At 64.0% G+C, this 25,889-nt stretch carries 27 protein-coding genes; 20 read left to right on the forward strand and 7 right to left on the reverse strand.

Annotation, left to right across the window (positions count from 1 at the left end):
- Positions 1–12: 12 nt before the first annotated feature.
- The 4 genes from arsC to ACSQ4M_RS36445 all read left to right on the forward strand — a co-directional run bounded on the left by arsC (position 13) and on the right by ACSQ4M_RS36445 (position 3,180).
- On the forward strand, positions 13–444 hold the full coding sequence (arsC, locus tag ACSQ4M_RS36430) for an arsenate reductase (glutaredoxin) (protein ID WP_436194388.1): 432 nt from the start codon (positions 13–15) through the stop codon (positions 442–444).
- Positions 431–1,147 carry an arsenical resistance protein ArsH gene (gene arsH / locus ACSQ4M_RS36435; protein WP_436194290.1) on the forward strand — a complete coding sequence of 239 codons (717 nt, stop codon included), beginning with the start codon at positions 431–433 and terminating at the stop codon, positions 1,145–1,147. The genes arsC and arsH overlap by 14 nt, the downstream gene beginning before the upstream one ends.
- 14 nt (positions 1,148–1,161) lie before the next feature.
- A complete protein-coding gene (locus ACSQ4M_RS36440; RefSeq protein ID WP_436194389.1) occupies positions 1,162–2,334 on the forward strand; it encodes an MFS transporter in 1,173 nt (390 codons plus the stop codon).
- A gap of 276 nt (positions 2,335–2,610) precedes the next feature.
- Positions 2,611–3,180, forward strand: a complete 570-nt coding sequence (locus ACSQ4M_RS36445; RefSeq protein ID WP_436194390.1) for a glutaredoxin domain-containing protein — start codon at positions 2,611–2,613, stop codon at positions 3,178–3,180.
- On the opposite strand, the gene ACSQ4M_RS36450 is transcribed toward ACSQ4M_RS36445, so the two are convergent.
- Complete coding sequence (locus tag ACSQ4M_RS36450) at positions 3,110–4,123, reverse strand: IS30 family transposase (protein ID WP_436194017.1); 1,014 nt, start codon at positions 4,121–4,123, stop codon at positions 3,110–3,112. The genes ACSQ4M_RS36445 and ACSQ4M_RS36450 overlap by 71 nt on opposite strands.
- Here ACSQ4M_RS36450 and ACSQ4M_RS36455 point away from each other — a divergent pair.
- The 14 genes from ACSQ4M_RS36455 to ACSQ4M_RS36520 all read left to right on the forward strand — a co-directional run bounded on the left by ACSQ4M_RS36455 (position 4,067) and on the right by ACSQ4M_RS36520 (position 17,142).
- A complete protein-coding gene (locus ACSQ4M_RS36455) occupies positions 4,067–4,495 on the forward strand; it encodes a MauE/DoxX family redox-associated membrane protein (RefSeq protein WP_436194391.1) in 429 nt (142 codons plus the stop codon). The two genes, ACSQ4M_RS36450 and ACSQ4M_RS36455, sit on opposite strands and share 57 nt — an antisense overlap.
- 195 nt (positions 4,496–4,690) lie before the next feature.
- On the forward strand, positions 4,691–5,050 hold the full coding sequence (locus ACSQ4M_RS36460; protein WP_436194392.1) for a hypothetical protein: 360 nt from the start codon (positions 4,691–4,693) through the stop codon (positions 5,048–5,050).
- Between the two features lie 97 nt (positions 5,051–5,147).
- Positions 5,148–5,474 (forward strand): hypothetical protein, encoded by a 327-nt coding sequence (locus ACSQ4M_RS36465; RefSeq protein ID WP_436194282.1) that lies wholly within the window; start codon positions 5,148–5,150, stop codon positions 5,472–5,474.
- Entirely contained in the window at positions 5,471–6,868 is a 1,398-nt protein-coding gene (locus tag ACSQ4M_RS36470; protein WP_436194281.1) for a TolC family protein, read from the forward strand. Before ACSQ4M_RS36465 ends, ACSQ4M_RS36470 begins: the two co-directional genes overlap by 4 nt.
- A 10-nt stretch (positions 6,869–6,878) precedes the next feature.
- The gene (locus tag ACSQ4M_RS36475; RefSeq protein ID WP_436194280.1) at positions 6,879–8,249 is read left to right on the forward strand and encodes a multicopper oxidase family protein; all 1,371 of its coding nucleotides are present in this window, start codon (positions 6,879–6,881) and stop codon (positions 8,247–8,249) included.
- Positions 8,250–8,278: 29 nt separating this feature from the next.
- A complete protein-coding gene (locus tag ACSQ4M_RS36480) occupies positions 8,279–8,782 on the forward strand; it encodes a cupredoxin domain-containing protein (RefSeq protein WP_436194279.1) in 504 nt (167 codons plus the stop codon).
- A complete protein-coding gene (locus ACSQ4M_RS36485) occupies positions 8,779–9,237 on the forward strand; it encodes a DUF411 domain-containing protein (protein ID WP_436194278.1) in 459 nt (152 codons plus the stop codon). The genes ACSQ4M_RS36480 and ACSQ4M_RS36485 overlap by 4 nt, the downstream gene beginning before the upstream one ends.
- Before the next feature lie 11 nt (positions 9,238–9,248).
- Positions 9,249–9,560 (forward strand): copper-binding protein, encoded by a 312-nt coding sequence (locus ACSQ4M_RS36490; protein WP_436194277.1) that lies wholly within the window; start codon positions 9,249–9,251, stop codon positions 9,558–9,560.
- An 82-nt stretch (positions 9,561–9,642) separates the two neighbouring features.
- A complete protein-coding gene (locus tag ACSQ4M_RS36495; protein WP_436194276.1) occupies positions 9,643–10,014 on the forward strand; it encodes a hypothetical protein in 372 nt (123 codons plus the stop codon).
- 76 nt (positions 10,015–10,090) lie between these two features.
- Positions 10,091–11,323 (forward strand): TolC family protein, encoded by a 1,233-nt coding sequence (locus tag ACSQ4M_RS36500; protein WP_436194275.1) that lies wholly within the window; start codon positions 10,091–10,093, stop codon positions 11,321–11,323.
- Complete coding sequence (locus ACSQ4M_RS36505; protein ID WP_436194393.1) at positions 11,320–12,831, forward strand: efflux RND transporter periplasmic adaptor subunit; 1,512 nt, start codon at positions 11,320–11,322, stop codon at positions 12,829–12,831. The genes ACSQ4M_RS36500 and ACSQ4M_RS36505 overlap by 4 nt, the downstream gene beginning before the upstream one ends.
- Positions 12,828–16,001, forward strand: a complete 3,174-nt coding sequence (locus ACSQ4M_RS36510) for an efflux RND transporter permease subunit (RefSeq protein WP_436194394.1) — start codon at positions 12,828–12,830, stop codon at positions 15,999–16,001. Before ACSQ4M_RS36505 ends, ACSQ4M_RS36510 begins: the two co-directional genes overlap by 4 nt.
- Before the next feature lie 28 nt (positions 16,002–16,029).
- The gene (locus ACSQ4M_RS36515; RefSeq protein WP_436194395.1) at positions 16,030–16,371 is read left to right on the forward strand and encodes a copper-binding protein; all 342 of its coding nucleotides are present in this window, start codon (positions 16,030–16,032) and stop codon (positions 16,369–16,371) included.
- Positions 16,372–16,791: 420 nt separating this feature from the next.
- Positions 16,792–17,142 carry a DUF4148 domain-containing protein gene (locus tag ACSQ4M_RS36520; RefSeq protein ID WP_436194396.1) on the forward strand — a complete coding sequence of 117 codons (351 nt, stop codon included), beginning with the start codon at positions 16,792–16,794 and terminating at the stop codon, positions 17,140–17,142.
- A 183-nt stretch (positions 17,143–17,325) separates the two neighbouring features.
- Here the strand turns inward: ACSQ4M_RS36520 and ACSQ4M_RS36525 are convergent, their stop codons facing one another.
- Both ACSQ4M_RS36525 and ACSQ4M_RS36530 read right to left on the reverse strand, forming a co-directional pair.
- Entirely contained in the window at positions 17,326–18,381 is a 1,056-nt protein-coding gene (locus ACSQ4M_RS36525) for a porin (protein ID WP_436194397.1), read from the reverse strand.
- 274 nt (positions 18,382–18,655) lie between these two features.
- Positions 18,656–18,865: a hypothetical protein gene (locus ACSQ4M_RS36530; protein ID WP_436194615.1), complete on the reverse strand. Its 210-nt coding sequence runs from the start codon at positions 18,863–18,865 to the stop codon at positions 18,656–18,658.
- Between ACSQ4M_RS36530 and ACSQ4M_RS36535 the strand changes: the two genes are divergently transcribed.
- Positions 18,782–19,045, forward strand: coding sequence for a double zinc ribbon domain-containing protein (locus ACSQ4M_RS36535; RefSeq protein WP_436194601.1), 264 nt, complete (start codon positions 18,782–18,784; stop codon positions 19,043–19,045). The two genes, ACSQ4M_RS36530 and ACSQ4M_RS36535, sit on opposite strands and share 84 nt — an antisense overlap.
- A 35-nt stretch (positions 19,046–19,080) precedes the next feature.
- Positions 19,081–21,567: a heavy metal translocating P-type ATPase gene (locus ACSQ4M_RS36540; RefSeq protein ID WP_436194398.1), complete on the forward strand. Its 2,487-nt coding sequence runs from the start codon at positions 19,081–19,083 to the stop codon at positions 21,565–21,567.
- Positions 21,568–21,595: 28 nt separating this feature from the next.
- On the opposite strand, the gene ACSQ4M_RS36545 is transcribed toward ACSQ4M_RS36540, so the two are convergent.
- From ACSQ4M_RS36545 to ACSQ4M_RS36560, 4 genes are all read right to left on the reverse strand, one after another.
- Positions 21,596–21,988 (reverse strand): diacylglycerol kinase, encoded by a 393-nt coding sequence (locus tag ACSQ4M_RS36545; RefSeq protein WP_436194399.1) that lies wholly within the window; start codon positions 21,986–21,988, stop codon positions 21,596–21,598.
- Positions 21,989–21,996: 8 nt separating this feature from the next.
- Entirely contained in the window at positions 21,997–22,677 is a 681-nt protein-coding gene (locus ACSQ4M_RS36550; RefSeq protein ID WP_436194400.1) for a heavy metal response regulator transcription factor, read from the reverse strand.
- Between the two features lie 57 nt (positions 22,678–22,734).
- Positions 22,735–24,417 carry a phosphoethanolamine transferase gene (locus ACSQ4M_RS36555; RefSeq protein WP_436194401.1) on the reverse strand — a complete coding sequence of 561 codons (1,683 nt, stop codon included), beginning with the start codon at positions 24,415–24,417 and terminating at the stop codon, positions 22,735–22,737.
- Positions 24,418–24,680: 263 nt separating this feature from the next.
- Positions 24,681–25,736 (reverse strand): porin, encoded by a 1,056-nt coding sequence (locus tag ACSQ4M_RS36560; protein ID WP_436194402.1) that lies wholly within the window; start codon positions 25,734–25,736, stop codon positions 24,681–24,683.
- Between the last annotated feature and the right edge of the window lie 153 nt (positions 25,737–25,889).

A 25,889-nucleotide genomic window follows, 5' to 3' on the forward strand; every position in this document is an offset into this window, starting at 1 on the left:
CAAGGAACCACCATGAGCGAAATCACGATCTATCACAACCCCGCCTGCGGTACCTCGCGCAACACGCTGGCGATGATCCGCAACAGCGGCGAGGAACCCCAGGTCATCGAGTACCTGAAGACGCCGCCCGACCGGGCCACGCTGGAACGGCTGATCGCCGACATGGGCATCACGCCGCGCGAACTGCTGCGCAAGAAGGGCACGCCCTACGAAGCGCTGGGCCTGGACAGCGCCACGTGGACCGACGCGCAGTTGATCGACTTCATGCTGCAGGAACCCATCCTCATCAACCGGCCCATCGTCGTGACCCCGCTCGGCACGCGGCTGTGCCGGCCTTCGGAAGAAGTGCTGGATCTGCTGCCGCAGCCGCAGCAAGGTGCCTTCACCAAGGAAGACGGCGAGGCCGTCATTGACGACAAGGGAGCGCGCATTGCAAAGCCCTGAGCTGCCCAACATCGACGCCGACCACTTCCGCCGGCCCGACTTGGCGCGGCTGCTGCCAGCCGAGCGCGCGACCCATCCGCCGCGAATCCTGCTGCTCTACGGGTCCGTGCGTGAGCGCTCCTACAGCCGGCTCGTGACCGAGGAAGCGGCGCGGCTGCTGCAGGCCATGGGCGCTGAGCCGCGCATCTTCGATCCGCGCGGCCTGCCGCAGCCCGATGGCGCGCCCGAGGACCATCCCAAGGTGCAGGAGCTGCGCGACCTGGCGCAGTGGTCCGAGGGCATGGTGTGGTGCTCGCCCGAGCGGCACGGGGCCATGACCGGCATCATGAAGTCGCAGATCGACTGGATACCCCTGTCGGTCGGATCGGTGCGGCCCACGCAGGGCAAGACGCTGGCCGTCATGGAGGTGTCGGGCGGCTCGCAGTCCTTCAACGCGGTCAACCAACTGCGCGTGCTGGGCCGCTGGATGCGCATGCTGACCATCCCCAACCAGTCGTCGGTGGCCAAGGCATTCGCCGAGTTCGAGGAAGACGGCCGCATGAAGCCCTCGCCCTACTACGAGCGCGTGGTGGACGTGATGGAGGAATTGGTGAAGTTCACGCTGCTGACGCGCGATTGCGCGGGCTACCTGGTGGACCGCTACAGCGAGCGGCGCGAGAGCGCCGAGGCGCTGTCCAAGCGGGTCAACCTGCGCAGCATCTGACCGGCGCGGCCCAGGTGCAAAGCCGGACCACGACCACCGTACTGCTGGGCGTGGCACAGACGCTCGCATGGGCCTCGTCGTACTACCTGCCGGCCATCCTGGCCGATGCCATCGCGCGGGACGTGGGCAGCTCCAGCTCGGCCGTGTTCGGCGCCTTTTCGGTGGCCTTGCTCATGTCGGCGGCCATCGGGCCTTTCGCCGGACGGCTGATCGACCGGCGAGGCGGGCGGCCGGTGCTGATCGCCAGCAACGTGGTGTTCGCGGCTGGCCTGGCCGCACTGAGCCAGGCACAGCAGCCGCTGCACGTCTTCGCGGCCTGGGCCGTCATGGGCCTGGCGATGGGCAGCGGCCTCTACGAAGCCGCGTTCGCCACGGCCGTGCGCCTGCACGGCCAGCAGGCGCGGCGCACCATCACCGGCATCACGTTGTTCGCCGGCTTCGCCAGCACCGTGGGCTGGCCGCTCACGGCCTGGCTGGAGAGCACTATGGGGTGGCGTGGGGCCTGCCTCGTGTGGGCCGGGCTGCACCTGGTCATCGCGTTGCCGCTCAACGCCATGTTGCCGGCGGCCGAGCGCGCCGCGCCGGCATCGGGCGATGCCGGCGGCAAGCCCGAGCAGCAGGCGGCCTTGCCGCCGGCCAAGCAGCGCGGCGCCGCCGTCCTGCTGGCCTTCGTCTTCGCCGTGGCCTGGTTCACCAGCACGGCCATGGCTGCGCACCTGCCCAAGCTGTTGCTGGGCGTTGGGGCCAGCCTGGCGGCGGCCGTGGGCATCGCGGCGCTGGTCGGGCCGGCCCAGGTCGCGGGCCGGTTGATCGAGTTCGCGTTCTTGAGCAAAGCGCACCCGCTGCTGTCGGCGCGCCTGGCCACGCTGGGCCATCCCCTCGGCGCGCTGTGCATCGGCCTGTTCGGCAGCTCGGCCGCAATGGCCTTCGCGGTACTGCACGGGCTGGGCAATGGCATCCTGACCATCGCCATCGGGACGCTGCCGCTGCTGTTCTTCGGCGCGAAGGGCTACGGCCAGCGGCAGGGCTTCTTGATGGTGCCGGCCCGCATCGTGCAGGCCGGCGCGCCGTTCCTGTTCGGCCTGGCCGTGGAGCGCCTGGGCGTGGGCGCGCTGTGGGTGTCGGCGGGGCTCGGGCTGGCTGCATGCCTTGCGCTGACGCGACTGGCTGCAGATCTTCGCCAGTGAAGGCACGCGAGCACCGGCGCTACGGTGGCCCCAAACCAACGAAACCAAGCCAGTCGTCCGCGAAACCTGACCCGCAACAGCGTTAGGTCCTGGACCTTGCCGCTTCAACACATTCCCGCCGTCGATCGAGTCCTCGCATGGTGTGCCACCGGTGCCACAGTGGCCGCGCACCAGCCAAGACGCCAATGCTGCCTACCTCTCAGATGCCTCGTTACTTACAACTTGAACTGGCGAACCGTACGATGGTGGAAGCGTTCTTAATTGCCTGATTCCGCCATGCCGACCTTGACTACCACAGGTGAAGCCAAACGCGCCGTGCTCTACCGAATGGTCATGCCTGAGCACATTTGTCCCTATGGGCTGAAATCGCTGGACTTGCTGAGGCGCCACGGGTATGACGTGGAAGACCGTCACCTGACGACCAAAGAGGAAACGGACAACTTCAAGAAGCAACAAGGCGTGCAGACGACGCCACAAACTTTTATCGAAGGCCGGCGTGTTGGCGGACATGATGACCTGAGGGCGTTCTTCGGTAGCCCGTCCACGTCGAAGAACGCTTTCGCGTATTGGCCGGTGATTGCCATCTTCGGTATGGCTGCTGCGATGGCAGTCAGCCTTAACATTGACAGTACAGGCTCGATGCAAGTGGTCAAGTTGGCAGAGCAATTCGTGGCGATTGCGGTGTGCCTGCTGGCCCTCCAAAAACTGCGCGACGTCGAAAGCTTCTCGACAATGTTTTTGAACGGCGGTTTCAAGACCGAAGCGCAACACGTGGTTATTGAGCGAGAACAGGGGCCTGCTGGGCCATGGCCAGCAAGTGCGCGAACACCGCCAGCGGCGTGTTGAAGCCATGGGTGGCGCGAGGCCTGCCGTTCAAGCTGTCGGCGATGGCATCCAGATCGTCCTGGCTGTGCACGCTCAGATCGGTGCCCTTGGGCAGGTACTGGCGCAGCAGTCCGTTGGTGTTCTCGCAGGTGCCGCGCTGCCAGGGGCTGTGCGGGTCGCAGAAGTACACCCGCACGCCCGTGGCGGCGGCCAGCTGCCGGTGGTAGCTCATCTCCTTGCCTTGGTCGTACGTGAAGCTCTTGCGCATCGGGTCGGCAATCGCGTTGAGCTTGGCCGTGAAGCCGGCCAGCGCCGAGCTGGCCGTGGCGTCGTCCATCTTGGCCAGCAGCACCAGGCGGCTGGAGCGCTCCACCAGAACGCCCACGGAGGACTTGTTGCCTGCGCCTTTGATGAAGTCGCCCTCCCAGTGGCCGGGCATCACGCGGTCCTCGATCTCGGGCGGACGCACGTGGATGCTGACCATCTCGGGGATCTGCCCACGCCGGTCGGTACCACGGCTGCGCGGCAGCCGCGTGCTGCGGCCATGACGCAGGCAGGCGATGAGCTGGCGGCGCAGCTCGCCCCGGGGCAGCGCGTAGATGGCCGTGTAGATGGTTTCGTGGGACACGTGGCGGGCGGGCTCGTTGGGGAACGTGCGCTTGAGCGTAGCGGCGATCTGCTGGGGCGACCACTTCCAGTCCAGCAACGTCATCACCAGGCTCCAGGACAAGCTGTCCGCAGACAGTTTGGCAGCAGGGCGCGCCTGGAGTCGGCGCGCCCGGCAAGCCAGCTGGGCGTGGTGCGAACCGTATGCGGTGTCGGCAGGCGTGTTGCGCCCCAACTCGCGGCTGATGGTCGATGGCGCGCGCCCCAGCATGCGGGCTATCGCCCGTACGCCGCAGTTGCGTTGGAGCAAGCTCGCAATCGTCATGCGGTCTTCGGGCTGGAGCTGGTCATATCGGATCGCGGGTTGCATGTGAACACCTTACTTCAAGGGGTGTTGCACTTCCGATTTGAGGCCGCCAACTATGACCTTTTGGCTCGACGCTGGGTGCGCTACGCCTATCTGTACCCATTCGCCGAAGGGCTGACTGGCATCCTTATGCTGGCGGGGGCGGCGATGTGGTTGTCTGTGCCTGTGGCTTTGTTCATCGGCGGGGTTGGAGCGATTTCGGTCTTCAAGGCGGTGTATGTGGAAAAGCGGGAGCTGAAGTGCGCCTGTGTAGGAGGTGACAGCCAAGTCCCACTCGGCTTCGTTTCACTGACAGAAAACTTGTTGATGGTGGCGATGGCCGTTTGGATGGTTGTCAAGCCAAGCCTGGGCAACGTCAGTTAGCAAGGTAGTTTTGCTTGCCAGGAAGATCAAAATTTGCAATCGTTCATGCTTGACATTGCCACAATGGCAAGGTTTACGATCCAGCCCATTGACTAAACTCAGACGTGACCTGAGACATTCTGACTTGCCGCTGTGAATCGACTTCGCTACTGGCTGCTCATTCTGCTGTGCGTCGTCCTTCCTATGAGGGGCGCGATGGCAGCTGCCATGCTGTGCCCGCCGTCCGGCAGCGGGGCGGCCATGGGCGCGATGCTGATGTCGGGGCCTGTGGCTGAGACTCATGCGGTGCATGATGAATCTTCGTCGTCGCACGGGCACGACCATGCGCATGCGCATGCGGAAAGCAACCAGCAACCGCACGACCACTCCGACGCTGCCTCTGCCCAGGGCAAGTGCAACATGTGCGCCGCGTTCTGTTCGCTGACGCCCATGCCCATCGGGCAAGCCGTCTTTTTGCCTTCAGCAGGCGTAGCGACTGCGCCATCGTCACTCTTTGCCGTCGAGCCTCTGAGCTTTGTGCCAGGCGGTCTTGAACGGCCACCACGAAGCATCTGACCCAGCACGGCCTCCGATAGAGGCCTGATGGCGCTCGCGCATTCAACGCGTGGGCATGTGCCGACCTCCGCGTTGGTATCTCAGATGTCTTCGTCTCATGAAAATCATTCTTTCGTGGCTCGCGCCTTCCATGGCGCTGAGCCTGCCGCTGGGCGTTTTCGCCCAACAGACTTCCGCCGCTCCAACGGGGGCCCCGGCTGCACCACTGCCCTACCAGTCCGCGTTTTCCGACTACAAGCCGTGGACGGACATCCAGCAAGGAAACTGGCGTGAGCTGAACGACGCGCTCGCCGTACCTGCGAGCGGATCGCGGCACGGCAGCGGCAGCCCTGCGGCTCCGAGCGCGCAGGGCCAGACGCCTGCGCACACGATGCCGATGCCCAAAGGGCATCAAGGCCACACGATGCCGGGAGCCAAACCATGATGCGCCTCACAGTTGCAGCGGGCGCCGTACTCATCCTGGCGGGATGTGCTTCCTTCTCGCCGGATGGTGGCATGGGGCAGGTGGCAGACCTCACCAAGGAACGAACCGGGCAGTCGGTCGCCTTGCAGCGCACCGAGAAGGATGCGAACGCGGCGAAATCGCGCATCTCCGACATCCTGAAGCAGCCTCTGAGCGCCGACACGGCCGTCGAGTTGGCACTGCTGAACAACCGCGGACTGCAGGCCAACCTCAACCAGCTCGGCATCGCAGAGTCGAATCTGGTGCAGGCGGGGCGCTTGGCCAATCCGCTGCTCAGCTTCGGACGGATGTCTGGCTCAGGTGTGGTCGAAATCGAGCGGGCGGTGATGTTCAACATCCTGAGCCTGCTGACGATGCCCAAAGCGACCGAGGTGCAACAGCGCAACTTCGAGCAAGCGCAATTCCAGGCCGCCTACGAGGCCGTGGGCGTCGCCTCGGAGGCGCGTCGAGCGTACTTTGGCGCGGTTGCCGCGCAGGAACTCGTGCGCTACTACAGCCAGGTCAAGGAAGCGGCCGATGCATCGAACGAGCTGGCCAGGCGCATGGTGCTTGCAGGCAACTTCAACAAGCTCGCGCAGATGCGTGAGCAAGCCTTTTATGCGGATGCGACGGCCAGCTTGGCCAGGGCGCAGCAGCAGTCGTTGGCCGAGCGCGAGCGATTGACCAGACTGCTGGGCTTGTCGGGCGAGCAGCTCAACTTCAAACTGCCGGACCGTCTGCCTGATCTGCCGAAGGCGCCGACGCAACCGCTGGACGCTGAGCGCACCGCGTTGGAAAAGCGGCTGGACGTGATGATGGCCAAGCGTGCAACGGCCTCGACGGCCAGTGCCTATGGCCTCACCAAAGCGACCCGCTTCATCAACGTGCTCGAGGTGGGCTACACCAACAAGAGCGAAAGCGGCAGTCCCAGGGCAAACGGCTTCGAAATCGAGTTGGAGCTACCGCTGTTCGACTTCGGCTCGGTGCGCACGAGCCGCGCCGAAGCGAGCTACATGCAGGCAGTGCACCGTACCGCGGAAATCGCGGTCAATGCGCAATCCGAGGTCCGCGAGTCCTATGGCGCGTACCGCACGGCATTTGACCTAGCAAAGCACTACCGGGACGAGGTTGTGCCCTTGCGCAAGCGCATCTCGGAAGAAAACCTGCTGCGCTACAACGGCATGCTCATCAGTGTCTTCGAGCTGCTGGCCGACTCGCGCGAGCAGGTGCGCGGCGTGGCGGACTACGTGCAGGCGCTGCGGGACTTCTGGGTCGCCGAAACCAATCTTCAAACCGCTCTGACTGGGCGCTCACCCGGTGCCAGCAGCGTGGGCGCTGCACCCGAGGCCGCATCGGACGCGCCCGCTGGCCACTGAAAGAACCAACATGTCGAATCGTAGAAATTTCTTCAGGACGGCAGGTGCCGTCGCGCTGGGTGTCACCGCCGTCAGCCGTGTCGGTGCCGCTTCGTTGCCCGAAGCGGTCTACCAGACCTCTCCTGCAATGCAACCGTTGCTCATGCCCAGCACGGGCCGGCCCTACAACCCCGTGGCCACGCTCAACGGGTGGAGCTTGCCCTGGCGCATGAACAACGGCGTCAAGGAGTTCCACCTGGTGGCCGAGCCGGTGGTGCGTGAGTTCGCGCCTGGCATGAAAGCCAACCTGTGGGGCTACAACGGCTCCAGCCCGGGGCCGACCATTGAAGCGGTCGAGGGAGACCGGGTGCGCATTTTCGTCACCAACAAGCTCCCCGAGCACACCACGGTGCACTGGCACGGAATCATGCTTCCCTCAGGCATGGACGGTGTCGGCGGGCTCACACAGCCGCACATTCCCGTGGGCAAGACCTTCGTCTACGAGTTCACGCTGTTGCGCGCCGGCACGCACATGTACCACCCGCACGCGGACGAGATGACGCAGATGGCCATGGGCATGATGGGCATGTTCGTCATTCACCCCAAGGACCAACGCCAGATGCGGGTGGATCGGGACTTCGTGTTCCTGCTTGCGTCCTACGACATCGAGCCCGGCGCCGCCACTCCGAAGACCGCCGAGATGACGGACTTCAACATGTGGACCTGGAATAGCCGTGTATTCCCAGGCATCGACAGCCTGGTGTGCCGCACAGGCGACCGGGTCCGCGTGCGCGTCGGCAACCTGACGATGACCAACCACCCGATCCACATGCACGGACCGCACTTCTACGTGACGGGCACCGATGGTGGCTGGGTCCCGCCCTCAGCCCGTTGGCCGGAAGTGACCACGGACATCGCGGTCGGCCAGATGCGCGCGTTCGAGTTCGACGCTGTCGCGGGGGACTGGGCGATCCACTGCCACAAGTCCCACCACACGATGAATGCAATGGGCCACGATGTGCCCAACATGATCGGCGTGGACCATAAGGGCGTGGCCGAGCGCATCACCAAGCTGGTGCCGGACTATATGGTGATGGGCGACAAGGGCATGGCCGACATGGGCTCCATGGAGATGCCTATCCCTGACAACACGCTTCCCATGATGACCGGAATCGGGCCGTTCGGCCCCATTGAAATGGGCGGCATGTTCAGCGTCGTGAAGGTACGGGACGACGTCAAAGCCGGGGACTACAGGGAGCCTGCACCCTACAAGCACCCGTCTGGCACCGTGTCCTATGAGTTCCAGGGCGAGATACAGCAACCAACACGCGTGCCCGCGCCCGCAGCCGACGCCAACACGATGAACGTGCGCAAGCCATCCGGTGCGCACTCCGGCCACTGAACCCTTCTCACATCCATTAGGCATACATCATGAAATTCGCACTCAAGAACCTCTTCGTTGCCATCGCAGCCATCGGCGTGCTTGCCACTACCAATGTGTCGTTTGCCCATGGCGACGAGACCCACTCGGCTCGAAAATTCAATGCCGCAAAGGTCGAGACCACGCCCTTTGGCCAGGAGGGCGACCCGAAGAAGGCGAACCGCACCATCACGGTAGACATGTCCGACAACATGCGTTTCACACCGGCGGACATCACGGTCAAACGCGGCGAGACCGTCAAGATCGTCCCCACGAACAAGGGCCAGGTTCTGCACGAGATGGTGCTGGGCACCCCGGAGGAGTTGAAAAAGCACGCCGAGCAGATGAAGAAAAACCCGGGCATGGAGCACGACGAGGCGTACATGGCACACGTCAAGCCCGGTCAAAGTGGAGAAATCGTGTGGCAGTTCACCAAGGCCGGCGAGTTCCAGTTTGCCTGCCTGCTGCCAGGCCATTTTGAAGCCGGCATGGTCGGCAAGGTGACGGTCAAGTGAAACGCCGCAACGTCGTCCTGGCCGCAGGGGTCGGCGTTGCGGCAACGTGCTTGCCGTCGCTTGCCGCCGTCGGTCTGCCGCTGGTCGAGGTCTTCAAGAGCCCGACCTGCGGGTGCTGCGGCGCTTGGGTCGATCACCTGAAGGCGGCAGGCTTTCCGGTGAAGGTCGTCGAAGTGGAGGACACCTCCACCGCACGGCGCAAGCATGGCCTGCCGGACAAGTACGCCAGTTGTCACACCGGCATCGTCACCAGGTATGTGGTCGAGGGCCACGTGCCTGCAATTGAGGTGAAGAAGCTGCTCGCACTCAAGCCAAGCGCCATTGGAATCGCGGTTCCAGGCATGCCTCTTGGGTCGCCGGGCATGGAGATGGGCGACGACAAAGACCCCTACGACGTTCTCCTTATCGACAAGCGCGGGCGTGCAACCGTCTTCGCCCGCTACACGAAACATTGAAGGAAATCATCATGAAGTTCTCTCGCATCCTCGCCGCAGCAATCATTGCAACAACCCTCGGCGCCCATGCCCAGTCGTCGACTCCATCATCCGCCAGCGCCCCGGTGGTGGAAGGCGAAGTACGCCGGGTGGACAAGGAGCAAGGCAAAGTGACCTTGCGCCATGGTCCTATTCCCAACCTGGGTATGGATGGAATGAGCATGGTTTTTCGGGTGAAAGAGCCCAAGATGCTTGACTCCCTGAAGGACGGTGACAAGGTCAAATTCACGGCCGACAAGGTCAATGGCGTTTTCACGGTGACATCGATCCAGGTCGCCAACTGAGTCGGCACGGCGCGCAGCCCGCTGTGGCGGGTTCGCGCCGATGTGCGCTGACGTTAGACTTCCCCCGTTCATGAGCCGTCGCTTGTCCACCCGCCTGACCACCACGCTTTTCGTGGTGTTGTCGCTGCTGTTCTCTCAGCTGGCGTTGGCCAACTACGTCTGTCCGCAACAGGCAGAAGCGGCGGCGATGGCCGAGATGATGGCGTCGGGCATGCCCTGCGAGGGCATGGATGCTGAGCAGCCGACCCTCTGTGCTCAGTTCTCGGCCAGCGCCCCGCAGTCGCCGGATACGGCGAAGACGCCTACCCTGGCCGCGTCAATAGCCGTGCAGGTGCTCGTTCTTCCTTTCAAGCTCCTCGCCGGTGAAACACAGTCTGTCCCATTGACAGCCAGACCACAGGCACGCCCACCTCCAGGTCCGCTCTTCCTCTCCACGCTCCGACTTCGGGTCTGACGCCTCCGATTGACCGACAGGCGCTGGCGCGGCAGATCCGCCCGCCGGCTAGATCTCGTTTGTCCTCGGAGTTTCCATGTTCACTCTCCATCCGCGTGCGGTCGTTCTGGCCGCCGCCATCATTCCGTTCCTGGCGGCTGCTTCACCGCTCACACTCGACCAAGCACTTGTCCTCGCCGTGCAGCGATCGGAAGCTGCCCGTGCCGCGCGCGCCGGCGTCATCAGCGCGAACGAGACCGCACGCGCAGCGGGACAGTTGCCTGACCCGACGCTGCGCGTGGGCGTCGACAACCTGCCCGTGACCGGCGGGGACCGCTTCAGCACGACCCGCGAGTCGATGACCATGAAACGCATCGGCTTCAGCCAGGAATGGGTATCGGCCGACAAGCGTGCGGCCCGCCAGGCTGCGGCTGACGCGATGGCCAGCAGGGAGAGCGTGTCTGTTCAGGTAGCGGCCGCCGAAGTGCGCATGCAAACTGTGCTGGCCTACCTGGACGTGTATTTCGCAAGCGAAGCTCTCAAGCTGACAACCCAGACCCAGCACCATGTGCAAGAGGAGCTGGAAGCGGCCAAGGGCCGGCTGTTGTCGGCCGCCGCCAACAGTCAGGAGGTTCTGGCTCTGACCAGCGCCCGCGGGGTCGCCGAGGACGACACCGCGGAAGTGCTGCAACAGGAGCGCGGCGCGCGCGTGGCGCTGGAGCGTTGGGTCGGTATTTCCCCGGATGAACTCGCGGCGCCAGTTGGCTTGTCGAACATCGGCGAGGAGTCCTACGTTGCCAACCATCCAGCCGTTCTCGCCGCACAACGGGACATCCAGCTTGCCAGGCAGGAGGCCACGGTTGCCGCCGCCAACCGCAAGCCGAACTGGTCATGGGAGGTGTCCTATGGCCAGCGCAGCGGCTACTCGGACATGGTGTCCGTCGGTGTGAGCATTCCCTTGCCGGTCGCGCCTGCCCAGCGACAGGACCGCGACACTGCTGCCAAGGTGGCACTCGTCGACAAGGCCGAAGCCAATCTGGTGGAGGCCTCGCGCGTGGCAACGGCCGAGTTCCGCGGGCTGGCCAGCGACGCCCAGCGACTCGCCGATCGCGCCGAGCGGTACCAGGCGTCCGTCGTGGCTCCAGCCCGACAACGAACCAGTGTTGCCTTGGCTGGCTACCGCTCCAATCAGGTGAGCCTGATGGCCCTGTTCGAGGCACGCCATACCGAGGTCGAAGCGCAGAGGAAGCTGCTTTCGCTGCGGCGTGACCTGGCAAAGGTCCAGGCACAGCTGACCTTCAAACCGCTCCTGCCGGGAGGTGCCCTGTGAAGCGCGCTCAGTCGATTGCACTCTCGCTTCTAGGTGCCGCCGTGCTGGCCGCTGCGGGCTTCTACCTCGGTCGGCAGACGGATACCCGTGCCGAAGCAACCACGGCAGCCACGCCAGGGGCGTCAGCGTCAGGTGCCGCCGAACGCAAGGTGCTGTACTGGCACGATCCAATGGTGCCGGGCCAGCGCTTCGACAAGCCAGGCAAGTCACCGTTCATGGACATGCAGCTAGTGCCGGTCTATGCCGACGAGGCGGGTGACTCCGGCGTGAAAATCAGCCCGACGGTGCGGCAGAACCTGGGCATGCGCACCGCGCTGGTCCAGCGGGCGGACGTGTCGTCGTCCTTCGATGCGGTCGGCGCCGTGCAGTTTGATGAGCGCCTCAGTGTCGCGGTCCAGACCCGTGTGGCTGGCTACGTCGAGCATTTGGCCGTGCGCGCGCCCATGGAGCGGGTCCGCAAGGGCCAGCCGCTCGCCACGCTCTTCGCGCCCGATTGGCTGGGACCGCAGAACGAACTGCTTGCGCTCAAACGCTCCGGTGCATCGGAAGACCTGGTGGCAGCCGCGCGCGAACGCATGCGTGCCTTGTCCATCCCCGAGACTCTCATCCGCCAAAGCGAGGCCACTGGCATGGCGCAGGCGCGTTTCACGCTCACCGCTCCGGTCAGCGGCGTGATCGCGGAGCTCGGTGTGCGCGAGGGCGTCGCGGTCTCTCCCGGCACGACCCTGTTCCGCATCGCCGGCCTGGAAAAGGTGTGGGCGGTGGCGGAGGTGCCCGAGGCACAGGCGATACGCCTCGCGCGTGGCCAGAAGGTCCAGGCGGTGCTCCAGGCCGATGCCAGCCAAACCTTCGGTGGCGAACTCAAGGAGATCCTGCCGCAGGTCAGCGCGAGCACGCGCACCCTGCAGGCGCGCTTTGAAGTCGACAACGCGAGAGGCCGGCTGATCCCGGGGATGCTGCTGCGCCTGCAGGTCACCGGACCTTCGGCCTCACGCCTGATCGTGCCTGCCGAAGCGGTGATCCGTACCGGCACCCGCGCCGTCGCCATAGTTCGCAGGGACAACGGCGCGTTCGAGCCACGAGACATCCATTTGGGTGCCGACCTCGGCGACACCGTCGAGGTGGTCTCTGGGCTCGCCGAGGGCGATCAAGTTGTTGTCAGCGGCCAATTCCTCATCGATTCCGAAGCGCGGCTGCGCTCCGTGCTGGGCTCGATCACCACGAATGCCGCTGCGCCTGCAGCGTCGGCGTCTGCACCGGCAACGGCGCCGGCAGACGTGCATGTTGGCGACGGCAAGGTGGAGAGCGTCGAAGCGGACGGAATCACCATCTCACATGGCCCGATCGCCTCGTTGAAGTGGCCTGCGATGACCATGGGCTTCAGCAAACCCACCACCAAGGCCTTTGCCGACATCAAGCCGGGTGACACGGTTCGCTTCGAGTTCAGGCAGGGCGGCTCCATGGGCTACGAACTGGTGTCCATGCAGCGCGTCGGGGGCGCCAAGTGATCGCGGCCATCATCCGCTGGTCGATCGGCAACCGGTTTCTCGTGCTCATCGCCACGGCATTCCTTGTGGCGGCGGGGATCTGGTCGGTCAAGCACACGCCTGTTGATGCCTTGCCGGACCTGTCGGACACCCAGGTCATCGTGCGCACGACGTACCCCGGCAAGCCACCCCAGGTGGTCGAAGACCTGGTCACCTACCCGCTTACCACCACGATGCTCAGCGTGCCCGGGGCGAAGACGGTCCGGGGCTACTCGTTCTTCGGCGACTCCTTTGTCTACGTGTTGTTCGACGACAAGACCGACCCGTACTGGGCCAGGTCGCGCGTCGTTGAGTACCTGAACCAGGTGCAGAGCAGGTTGCCAGCAGGGGCCACGGCCGCGCTGGGCCCGGACGCCACCGGCGTGGGCTGGGTCTACGAGTACGCGCTGGTCGACCGCACAGGCCGCAACGACTTGGGACAACTGCGCGCGCTCAACGACTGGTTCTTGAAGTTCGAATTGAAGACGGCGCCCGACGTGGCCGAAGTCGCCAGCATCGGCGGCATGGTTCGGCAGTATCAGGTGGTGTTGGACCCCGACCGCATGCGGGCACTTGGCGTCACGCAAAGCACGGTGATCGAGGCCCTGGGCAAGGCCAACCAGGCCGCCGGAGGCTCCGTCGTCGAACTGGCCGAAGCCGAGTACATGGTCCGCTCGCGCGGCTTTCTGAAGTCGCTGGACGACTTCCGCGCTATCCCGCTGCCGGTGCCGGGCACGACCCCGGTGCTGCTGCGCGACGTGGCGACCGTGCAGATCGGCCCGGAGATGCGCCGCGGCATCGCCGAACTGGATGGCGAAGGCGAGGTGGTGGGCGGTGTCGTAGTCATGCGCTCGGGGAAGAACGCCAGGACGACCATCGAGGCGGTCAAGGCCAGACTGCAAGCCTTGAAGCCAAGCCTGCCGCAAGGCGTCGAGGTGGTCGAGACCTACGACCGTTCCAAACTCATCGACCGTGCTGTCCTGAACCTGCGCGACAAGCTTGTCGAAGAATTCATTGTGGTGGCGCTCGTCTGCGCGGTGTTCCTGTTTCACCTGCGTTCGGCACTGGTTGCGGTCGTCACGCTGCCGGTCGGTGTTCTGACGGCGTTCATCGTGATGTACTGGCAAGGTGTCAGCGCGAACATTCTGAGCCTGTCTGGCGTGGCCATCGCGCTGGGGGCGATGGTGGACGCATCGGTAGTGCTGGTCGAGGCGGCGCACAAGCACCTGGAGCACTTCGAGGAGCAGCATGGAAGGCGGCCGACGGCGCCCGAGCGCTGGGCACTCATCGCACAGGCCTCGGTCGAGGTGGGGCCGGCGTTGTTCTTCTCGCTGTTGGTCATCACGCTGTCGTTCCTGCCAGTGTTCACGCTCGAAGCGCAGGAAGGCCGGCTGTTCGCCCCCCTGGCCTTCACCAAGACCTATGCCATGGCCGCTGCGGCTGGCCTGTCGGTGACGCTGGTCCCGGTGCTGATGGGCTACCTCGTTCGCGGCCGCATTCCCAAGGAGGCGGCGAACCCGCTGAACCGTCTTCTCATCGCCGTGTACCGTCCCGCCCTGGAACTGGTGCTTCGGTTCCCCAAGCTCACCGTGGCGGTCGCGGCCCTGGTGCTTGCAGTCACCGCGGTGCCGGTCATCCGCCTGGGCGGCGAGTTCATGCCGGCGCTCGACGAGGGCGATCTGCTGTACATGCCCTCGGCGCTCCCGGGCCTGTCGATCTCCAAGGCCTCGGAGTTGCTGCAGCAGACCGACAGGCTCATCAAGACCGTGCCCGAGGTCGAACGTGTGTTTGGCAAGGCCGGACGTGCGGACACGGCAACGGACCCCGCACCGCTGGAGATGTTCGAGACGACCATCCAGTTCAAGCCACGTGACCAGTGGCGATCGGGGATGACGCCCGACAAGCTGGTCGAGGAACTGGATCGCGTCGTCAAGGTGCCCGGCCTGTCCAACGTGTGGGTGCCGCCGATCCGCAACCGCATCGACATGCTGGCCACCGGCATCAAGAGTCCGGTGGGCATCAAGCTCGCCGGCGCGGACCTAGCGACGATCGACCGGCTGGCCGCACAGATCGAGGCAGCTGTGAAAAACGTGCCCGGTGTGTCGTCTGCGCTCGCCGAGCGGCTGACAGGTGGCCGCTACATCGACGTGGACGTGGACCGGGCTGCCGCCGCGCGCCATGGCTTGTCCGTGGCAGATGTGCAGAGCATTGTCTCCACGGCCATCGGCGGCGACAACGTTGGGGAGGTGATCCAGGGCCGCGAGCGCTATCCCATCAATGTGCGCTACCCGCGCGAGGTTCGCGACTCATTGCAGCGCCTGCGCGAGCTACCGTTCGTCACCGGCAGGGGCGCAACCGTGCTGCTGCAGGACGTGGCGCGCATCTCCATTGGAGACGGGCCGCCCATGCTGCGCAGCGAGAACGCGCGCCTGTCGGGCTGGGTCTACGTTGACGTTCGCGGACGAGACCTGCGCTCGGTCGTGACCGACATGCAGGCAGCGGTGGCCGCGCAAGTGGCGCTGCCAGCCGGCTACGCCATCTCCTGGTCCGGTCAGTTCGAGTACCTGGAGCGCGCTACCGAGCGGCTGAAGGTGGTCGTTCCCGTGACCCTGGCGGTCATCTTCGTGCTGCTGTTCGTGCTGTTCCGCTCGTTCAGCGATGCAGCGATCGTGATGGCCGCAGTGCCGTTCTCCCTCGTAGGCGGCTTCTGGCTGGTCTGGGCAATGGGGCATTCGATTTCGGTGGCGACGGCGGTCGGCTTCATCGCGCTGGCCGGTCTCGCGGCGGAATTCGGTGTCGTGATGCTCATCTATCTGAAGAACGCCCATGCAAGCCGCGTTGCCCAAGGGCAGCGCGACTCGGACGAGACGCTGCTGGCGGCGATCCGCGAGGGCGCGGTGCAGCGGGTGCGGCCCAAGGCGATGACGGTTGCCGTCGTGATGGCGGGCTTGGTTCCAATCCTGCTGGGAACCGGCACCGGATCGGAGGTCATGACCCGCATCGCCGCGCCGATGGTCGGAGGCATGCTGACAGCACCACTGCTGAGCATGCTGGTGATCCCGGCCGTCTGGTACCTGGTGCACCGCAAGCGCCGTGATGCGCACCAGCTCTCCTCCGCGGCCAACCCGCCCTACGCGCCGACGGCGAACTGAACACCCATCAACCAACTGACGAAGGCCCATGATGAAAGCACGCCATATCCTGACCATTGCCATCCTAACCGCGGCCGCCGCCCAAGCTTCGGCGCAAGGCATGTCGATGCCTACGAAACCCACAACGGCCTCTTCGTCTTCAGCGATGCCGCTGGTCGACGGCGAGGTCCTCAAGCTCGATCCCGCGGCAGGCCTCGTCGTGCTGAAGCACGGTGACATTCCGAATCTGGGCATGCCCGGCATGACGATGGGCTTCGACCTGGCGGACAAGAAGATGCTGAACGGCCTAAAGGTGGGGGACAAGGTTCGGTTCCAGGCCGAGATGCTCAAAGGCAAGGCGACCGTGACCGAGTTGAAGCCGGTCAAGTAGCGCGGAGTCTCTCTGCGCCGGCAGCGCTTGAAGCGTTGGTGAGCAAGCCCCGACTAGGCGCTCATGGCCATGAGGCTGGCCATCTCCCGCGGAACAGACAGGTGCGCCGGGCATCGAGCCGCTTGCTCGTGCATTGGTCGCGCACGGATGTGCCCCATCTCATGCTAGGGACCAGCGCTGCGCCTCTCTTTGGCGCCGTGATCTAGGACGAGGTGAGCGTTGCGACGATCGCGACCTAACTGTCAACGCCTGCACAGCGATGAGGAGGACATACGCGATCGGCTCGGCCGGAACCATTTGACAGGCCACCGCGGATAACCAACTTGTCATCGATTCGAGGTCCTTTTGTCGATCTCGATTCATAAAGTTGACATGTCGACCCATTGGGTTGACCCCTATGTTCAACCCACAGGAGATCCCATGCGATACGTCAAGCCAGCTGCCATCATCGCCGCGTGCCTCTTGGCACCTTTCTCGTCCTTCGCGGCATCGGAGTACCACTTCGTTGGCGGCGAAATCGGGTTCACACGCCATCCCGACCATGCACAAAGCCAGAGGTCTCGGGCCGACGTCGTCGCAGAGTTGGAGGCTGCCCGCAGGGACGGCACGCTCGCGTTGATGCAGCGCTCGCTGCCGTTGCCTGTGAAAGACCTGGGTCAAGCGAAGACCCGAGCGCAAGTTGAGGCAGAGGTGGTTGCAGCCCGCAAGGATGGCACGCTGGATCTGATGCAGCGCAGTCTGCCCATTCCCAATAGAGCAGGCGCACGTTAACTGCTCGCGTTGCGGCAACGAGTGTCGAGGAACCACGCGATCTGACACAGGGATGCACGTACCAGGCTTCGCACTGAAAATTCCCTGGATCTTGCGAGCCAGGGTCAAGGCCCACGATCGTGAGCGCATGGATGCGCAGTCTGCTGCACGGCGGATGCGGATACCGCGCAGCAGACGACGACATTAGAACTGGTGCCGGATGCCGATTGAGTAGCCAGTCGCGCTATCGCCTGCGGAGATCGTTGGGCTGGCCAATGCAGAGGACGAGGTCGCAAATCCCCGCGCCGCGTTGTCTTGGTTGCTCACGCGTGCTGCCATGCCGTATAGGGCAGTACGCTTGGACAACCTGTGCACGTAGCCGATAGCGAGCTTGGTGGTATCAGCTTCCGTCATGTGCTTGGTCCGAAATTGCGTGAATGCGATGCGAAGTTCACCCACTGCGGCTACGGGCGCGAGCACGCCGAGCGTGTAGGCATCGACTCGCCGGCCGGCACCTCGTTCGGTGGCCAGCAGCACCATGGGCTTGAACATGCCGAGGTCGTACGCAGCACCGAGATTGATGGCCTTGTACGTTTCCTTCTGCGTCTCGGTGCCACCCGAGATCTCACCGTAGCCCAGCGCGACATCCAATGGCCCCGCCTTGTAGCCCAGCCGACCCGTGATGGCCTTACCACGGTCGCTGTTTCCCTGGTTGGTTGGGCGTTCGCCAAACGAATATTGCAACTGTCCGTGGACCCCTCCGAAGTCAGGGCTGATGTAGGAGACGATGTTGTTCGCGCGCTTCGGATGGCTTCCCTCGGCCGTGCCTTCGGCGCCTGAGGCGTTGCCCAGCATGTTGTTCAGGCCGTTGCCGCCGACGCCGATGTCGCCAAATGGATCGAAGGCTTCGATGTTCAGGTATGACGCCTGCTTGTCGCGGCCTAATCGCAGCTCGCCAAAAGGGCCTGACAAACTGACAGTAGAACGGCGGTCGAACCGGTAATTGGCTCCGCCGTTGTCCACACCGACGCTACCTTCCAACCAGAATCCGGCCTTCAGGCCGCCGCCGAGGTCTTCAACTCCACGGAAGCCGAGCCGACTACTGGACAGTTCGCCGTTGGACATACCGGTGTTGCTGGATGTTGCGCTGGACAGCCGAGTCATGGAGACATCGAGGACGCCGAACAGGGCCACGTTACTCTGTGCAACGGCGCTTGCGGCGCCGGTCATCACGGCTGCGGCGAAAAGAAGGTGTTTCATGCTGGTTCGTTCGTTGGATCAGGTCAGGCACTCCAGCCCACCTGCACGACGAGGTGATGCTTTCCTGCCGGCCCCTCGGCTTGAGGGGGCCACGAACGATTGGACCCAGCGTCCATGACAGAACGGGGTCGAGAACACCCAGACGCATCAGGGCATCAAGGTCCACCGAGTATCTGGCATCGACATGTCTTCTAGATGACAGAAAAGAAGGAAATCAAAAGCGTTGATAGGCCGTGGTTCTCCGGCCGACGCCGGCCCCTGGATAACGCTTTTGTCATCTACTTGCCAGCGCTTCAGCGATCTCGATTTCTAAAGTCATGACCGTGGATCGTTGCATAGCAGCGACATGATCGACGTAGCCGGCAGGCGGCTGCGCAGTGTCAAAAGAAGGGTGTGCATCATGGGATTTCTGGAACGGCTCCTCGGCGGTCACCGCAGTGGCGAAGGCCACCATGGCTATGACAACAAGCATGGCCGCGGCCACGCACCATCACCGCAAGCGGCAGGTATCGCCTGCCCAAGTTGCCGTGCAGCCAACGCCGCCTCGGCGCGATTCTGTCAACAGTGTGGCGCGTCCTTGGCGCCTGTCGGCTGTGCCGGATGCAGCGCACCGATGCAACCCGGCGCCAAGTTTTGCGCCCAATGCGGGCGCTCGTCCGGCTGACACGCGTTCACCAATCGGATAGAAGTCGACACACCATGACCGACAAAGTACGCCTCGACATTCCCGTCCTGTTGCCGGGCGTACCCGATGCAGATGCCTGCATCGAGCGGCTCGCCAGGGACTTGCAGGCACGTCCCGGCATCGAAGCCGCGCATGTGCGTGCTGCCGAGGACGGCGGCCCTGCGCAGCTGTGCATCCACTACGATCCCGGGCAACTGCCGCTGGCGCGCATTCGCGAGCTGGCGCAGGCGGCGGGCGCGCAGATCACCCAGCGATTCGGCCACGCGCAATGGACACTCGAGGGTATCGGGCATCAGCGGCGCGCCGACACGGTTGCGGAGCGGCTGCGTCAGCTACCGGGTGTGCTTGAGGCGTCGGCGAACGCGACAACAGTCCATGTCGAGTTCGATCGTGAGCGCAGTTCGGAACAGGCCATCCTCGAGGCGCTGTCATCACTGGGAGCCAGGCCGGCGGCGGCCAAGGTCGCTCCGGCTGAACCCGCCCACGGAACACCTGGCCATCGGCATGGTCCGGGTGAGGCGCATGCCAAGGGCGAGCACGGCCATGACCACGAAGGCGGCCTGTTCGGGGGCAACACCGAAATGGTGTTCGCGCTGGTCTGCGGCGCGCTGCTAGGCATCGGCGTGGCTTTCGACAAGTGGTGGGACGGCGCACCCGGCTGGCTGCCGCTGGCCTGCTTCGTAGCCGCCTACTTTTTCGGCGGGTTCTACACGCTGCGGGAGGCCATCGAGAACCTGAAGCTTCGCCGCTTCGAGATCGACACGCTGATGTTGGTGGCCGCGGCGGGTGCCGCGGCGCTCGGCTCCTGGGCCGAGGGCGCTTTGTTGCTGTTCCTGTTCAGCTTAGGCCACGCGCTGGAACACTATGCCATGGGCCGTGCGAAACGGGCCATCGAGGCTCTGGCCGAACTGGCACCAGACACTGCCACCGTACGACGCGACGGCCAGACGTTAGACGTGCCGGTCGAACAACTGCAGGTCGGCGATGTGGTTCTGGTGCGGCCGAATGAGCGCTTGCCGGCCGACGGCTTCGTGGTGGTCGGCACGACAAGCATCAACCAGGCTTCGGTGACCGGCGAGAGCATGCCGGTGGACAAGAAGCCGGTAGACGATGCCGCCACCGCGCGCGCCCGGCCAGAGGCCATCGATGCAACCTCCAGGACGTTCGCGGGCACATTGAACGGCGCCAGCGCAATCGAGATCGAGGTCACGCGCCGCTCGACCGACTCCACGCTGGCCCGCGTCGTCAAGATGGTCAGCGAGGCCGAGACCCGCAAGTCGCCGACACAGCGCTTCACCGACAAGTTCGAACGGATCTTCGTTCCTGCCGTGCTTGCGCTGGCCTTTGTACTGCTGTTTGCCTGGGTCGTGGTCGACGAACCGTTTCGCGACAGCTTCTACAGAGCGATGGCGGTGCTGGTGGCGGCAAGTCCCTGCGCTCTGGCCATCGCCACGCCCAGCGCTGTGTTGTCGGGTATCGCGCGCGCGGCACGTAGCGGCGTGCTGATCAAAGGCGGTGCGCCTCTGGAAGACCTGGGCTCGCTGAACGCCATGGCTTTCGACAAGACCGGCACATTGACCGAAGGTAGACCTCGCATCACCGACATCGTGCCGGCCGATGGTGTCAGCGAGCAGGAATTGCTCCGGGTGGCCGTGGCCGTCGAGTCGCTCAGTGACCACCCGCTGGCTGTTGCCATCGCGCGTGACGGCCGCGAACGCTTGGGCAATGCTGCAGTGGCGCAAGCCAGCGGCTTGGAAAATCTGATCGGCCGCGGGGTCAAGGCGGAACTAGGCGGCGAACAGGTGTGGATAGGCAAGGCCGAAATGTTCGGGACTGACGGTGTCCCTGAGCTTGGTGCTTTCGCCAAGGAGGCGATCGTACAGCTGCGCGAGAATGGGCGAACGACCATGGTCGTGCGTCAGGGCACGCGCGACCTGGGCGCAATCGGTCTGCTGGACACGCCACGTGCGGGCGCACGAGAGGCACTGGATGAGTTGCGCGCGATCGGCATCACCCGCATGATCATGATCTCGGGCGACCACCAGAAGGTTGCCCAGGCCGTTGCGAGCCAGGTCGGTCTGGACGAGGCCTGGGGCGACCTCATGCCCGAGGACAAAGTCGATGCGATTCGCAAGTTGCGCGAGCAAACCAAGGTGGCCATGGTCGGGGATGGCGTCAACGACGCCCCAGCGATGGCCAATGCCACGGTCGGGGTGGCCATGGGGGCAGCCGGCTCGGATGTGGCATTGGAGACGGCCGACGTCGCGTTGATGGCCGACGACTTGCGTCAGTTGCCCTTCGCAGTTGGGCTGAGCCGCCACACCCGTGCGGTGATCCGGCAGAATGTGTTCGTGAGCCTGGGCATCGTGGCGGTGCTGGTGCCGGCCACCATCATGGGTCTGGGGATTGGTGCCGCGGTAGCGGTGCACGAGGGTTCGACGCTGTTGGTGGTGTTCAACGCGTTGCGCCTCCTGGCCTATCGCGGAGCGTCAAAGGGCTGAAATTTGACGCGTCAACCGACGCGAAGCCCTAGGAAATCCTGGCTGCCAGCGCAGTGGCCCAGATGCCACCGCAGAGCAACAGCGTCAACAACACGGCCGCGCTGCCCAGATCCTTGGCGCGCTTGGACAGTGCGTGCCATTGCGGCCCAACACGGTCAATCGTCGACTCGACTGCGGTGTTGAGCAGTTCCACGACCAGGACGGCCACGACGCTGCCCGCCAGAACCGCCACTTCCAGCCAGCTACGGCCTAGCCAGATCGCCAGCGGCAGCATCGGCACGGCTAGCAGGGCTTCCAGACGAAACGCCTTCTCGTTCCACCCAGCGCGCAGGCCGTGTAGCGAATGCTGTAGCGCGAACCACAGCCTCACCAGTCCGCGGCGTTGCTTGTGCGGATTGCGAAAGCCGTTTGCGAGACGCATGGCGCGGTTCAGGTTCTCAATTCCAGCACGTAGCCCATGCCGCGTACCGTGTGCAACAGCTGGTGCTCGAAGGGGTTGTCCAGCTTGCCGCGCAGGCGGAGAACCGCAACCTCGACCACGTTGGTTTCACCGTTGAAGTTCATGCCCCAGATCTGCTCGGCCAGTTCCGTTCGTGACAAGACGGCGCCCTGACGTCGCAGCAGCAGCGTCAGCAGGTTGAGCTCCTTGTTCGTAAGTTCCAGCCGCTTGCCGGCGCGCGTCACCCGTCGGCGCAGAAGATCCACCTCCAAGTCAGCCAACCGCAGGACGCTTCCTTCCATCGAGGTCGACGTCGACCGGCGCAGCAGCGCTTGGATGCGTGCCAGCAACTCGGAAAAAGCGAACGGTTTGACGAGGTAGTCATCGGCCCCACCGCGCAGGCCTTGGACACGGTCCTCGACCTCTGCGCGCGCGGTCAGCATCAGCACCGGCATCTGGCGGTTCTGACGAAGTGCAGCAAGCACGGACAGTCCGTCCAGGCCGGGCAGCATCCAGTCCAGCACGACCAAGTCATGGTCCTGGTGCGTCGCCGCATGCAGGCCGCTCATGCCGTCATGTGCAAGCTCGACCACATAGCCTTCATCCCGCAGTCCGACCTGAAGGGATCTGGCGAGCTTCATTTCGTCTTCGATGATCAGTATCTTTTTCAAGAGTCTCCAGCTCGTTTGTAGATGTGGGACGCTGGCCCCACGTAGGCACAGATGCGGTTACACGGGTTTTCTCGGAGCCTTGGCCAGCTGGCAGCGCGTGAACACGTCCAGGCCCGGTCGATAGGTTGCGGCACGTGTGCCGGTCAGGCCCAAAACCGAGTGGTAGAGGTTGTCGTGGGACAGCTTGTCCTTGAGCCGGGCTAAGCAACTGCTGTCGACTCCCGAGCGTTCCTGCGTGGTGGGCGGCATCCAGGCCAGGAAAGGCACCTCCGTCTGTTCCGAGGGCGCGAAGTCGTAGGGCATGCCATGCAGGAATAGCCCTTTCTCGCCCAGCGACTCGCCGTGATCGGAGACGAACAGCATGACCGGGTCCAAACGGCTGTTCTGCTGCTCCATCAACATGATGGCTTGGTTCAACACGTGGTCGGAGTAGCCAACAGCGTTGTCGTAGGCGTTGACGACATGAGCGGTCTGGCAACGGTCCAACGCGTTGTCCCTGCAGACCGGGCTAAAGCGCTCGAAGTTTGCCGGATAGCGCCGGAAGTAGGCCGGTCCGTGTTGCCCCTTCATATGCAGCACGACCACAGTGTCACGGTCAACCGCTGCCAACCGCTTCTGTAATTGGTCCAGCAACACCTCGTCATGGCAGCCATCGCTGTCGCAGCGACCCGGCGCTGTGGTCTGCGGCACATCGACGACCTGTACGCGATCGCACACGCCCTTGCAGCCGGAGTTGTTGCTCAGCCACCATACGTCAAGGCCCGCGCGCTGGAGCACGTCCAGCAGGCTCTCTCGCCGATACGCCATGCCGTCGTCGTAGCCATCTCGTCCGACGTCAAGGAACATGCAGGGAAGCGACACGGCGGTGGCGGTGCCACACGCGCGCGTCCTGCCGAAGTTGATGAGGTCAGCACGTCCCTCCAGCAGTGGCGTGGTGGGCCTCGCGTAGCCATTGAGCGGCAGATTGGACGCGCGCATCGTTTCCCCGACAACGAGCACCAGGACCATCGGACGCGTGGGCTGCTGTGCACCAGCCAGGCGACTGGCATCCGCCGAGATGCGCTCGATCTCGCGCTGCGGCTTCAACCGCGCCTTTGCATAGCTGTGCGCAGCTGACAGGACGTTGGTCGGCACGAACTGCAGCCGCAGTTCGCGATGGTTGCGAAACAGGGAGGCATAGGCGGCCACGTGAAAGATCTGAATGGTCACACCGACCACGAGCAGCATGGCGACCGTCGCGCCCTTGTCCAGCAACGCGCCGCGCACGCCACGCGCCGTACGCGGCCACCAGCACAACAGCGCGGCAGGTAGGACCCCTAGGCCTAGGACCCACACACCCAGTGGTGCGCTCAACAACTCGCGCACCTCTGCTGGGTCAGTTTCCATGACGTTGGCCAACATCCCGCGGTCAAACGCGATCCCGTAGCGCTGCATGAAGTAGGAAACTGCCGCTGATACGACCAGCAGAATGGCCAGTACCGGCTTGGCAGCGCGACCCCAGGTCAGCAGTTCCAGGCTCAGCCAGACCCAGACCAGAGCAAAGACCGGCAACGTCAGCAACCAGGCTGCGCGCGAAGACTCCCAACCGCCGGTGGCTTGCCACAACGCCATCCAGAAGGGCTGGTTGAGCACCATCAACATCCATAGTGCCGCCGCTAGGTTCTGCACCGGCGCTCGCAGCGAGGGCAGGCCCGGCGCACCGGGTATGCGCTTTGAAATCTGTCGAGATGCTGGAGCCATGGTCCCTTTGCCGCGATTCGCGCTGTGCTGCGCGACGAGGCGGAATTCTGAAAAACCCACCCACCAAAGTGCCAACGCGTAGATGACATGTTTGTCATCAAAGGAAGAAGAACGTGTTATTTCTTGGTCAGTTGAATATCTCGACAAAAGCGCTTTAACTGGATATTCTCGACTGCAAATAAAAAAAGCCGCAGATAACCTCTGCGGCAAAACCTTGAAGAAAAGGGGGCAAGCTGGCCAGAACAGCCAGCCTGGATAGACGATTAGAAGCTGTGCTTGATGCCGACCTCCATGCCCGTAGAACTTCCGCCGGCCGCGAGGCCCGGTGCACCGCCCGACAGGGAGAAGTTGGCGCCGCCCTTGTTGCTCACGCGCGTCGCGGTTCCATAGAGTGCCGTTCGCACCGACAGGTTGTGGACATAACCGATGGCATATTTATTCGCATCACTTCCGTTGAATGCCGACGATCCTTTGCGAGAATCGGTGCGAACGTAGGAAGCGCGGATTTGGTGCGCACCCACCGGAACCGTGACACCAATCAGGAGTTTGTCTTCCGCACCCGCCACCACGCCACCGTAGGTACCGAACGGCAGGTCGTCACGCTGGTAGAACGCCAGCAGGCGAGCCACACCAAAGTTGTAGGCAACGCCCAATCCCAACTGCTTGAACTTGTCGCTCGCGGCGTTGACGTTGGTCGTGCCGTAGGACACCGACACGCTTACGGGGCCGTTCTCGTACGCGATGCGGGCGGCGGCATGGCGGCCGGTGTTGTTCGCGGCGTTCTCGTCCGGTGCGAATGCCAATTCAGCCTGCAGGCCTCCGAAGTTAGGGGTGAAATACTGCACCATGTTGTCGACGCGGTAGTAGGTTGCCGACGTAGGGGCTACGCTGACGATGCGGCTGGTCACATTGGCACCGGCCACGCCGATCACGCCAAAGGGATCGTATTTGTAGGTGTGAGCAGAAGCCGGCGTCAGGTCACGCCCCAGGCGTACCTCACCGAAATTGCCCATCAGGCTGACGGTCGAACGGCGCGCGAACAACTTGCCGTTGGCGTTCATCGTTCCGGTGTCCGCGTTGACATCCGATTCCAGCCAGAAGCCCGCTTTCAGGCCCCCTCCCAGGTCTTCCACGCCGCGAAAGCCGAGGCGACCTGACGACAGGCCGCTGTTGTTCATGCTGATGTTGCTTGGGAGGCCGCTGTTCTTCACGTACCGCATGTTGGCGTCGACGACGCCGAACAGCGTCACGGAAGACTGGGCGCTGGCGCCGACCGAGGCTGCGGCCAGCGTGAGGGCCAGTGCGCGATTGATTTTCATGGGAGGTCCTAGCCTTGAAAGGTGAATCGGATATAGATCGAGATGCCATTGAAGGCATCGAAGCCAATCCTAGGTTTTGCGATTCACCATATTCGCCCGTGATCACGAATGGATGGGGCTTCACGAGTCAAAATGACCAATATGCAGGGCCTG

This window comes from Pseudorhodoferax sp. LjRoot39 (assembly GCF_964253035.1).
In the GTDB taxonomy this organism is placed as follows: domain Bacteria; phylum Pseudomonadota; class Gammaproteobacteria; order Burkholderiales; family Burkholderiaceae_C; genus Pseudorhodoferax.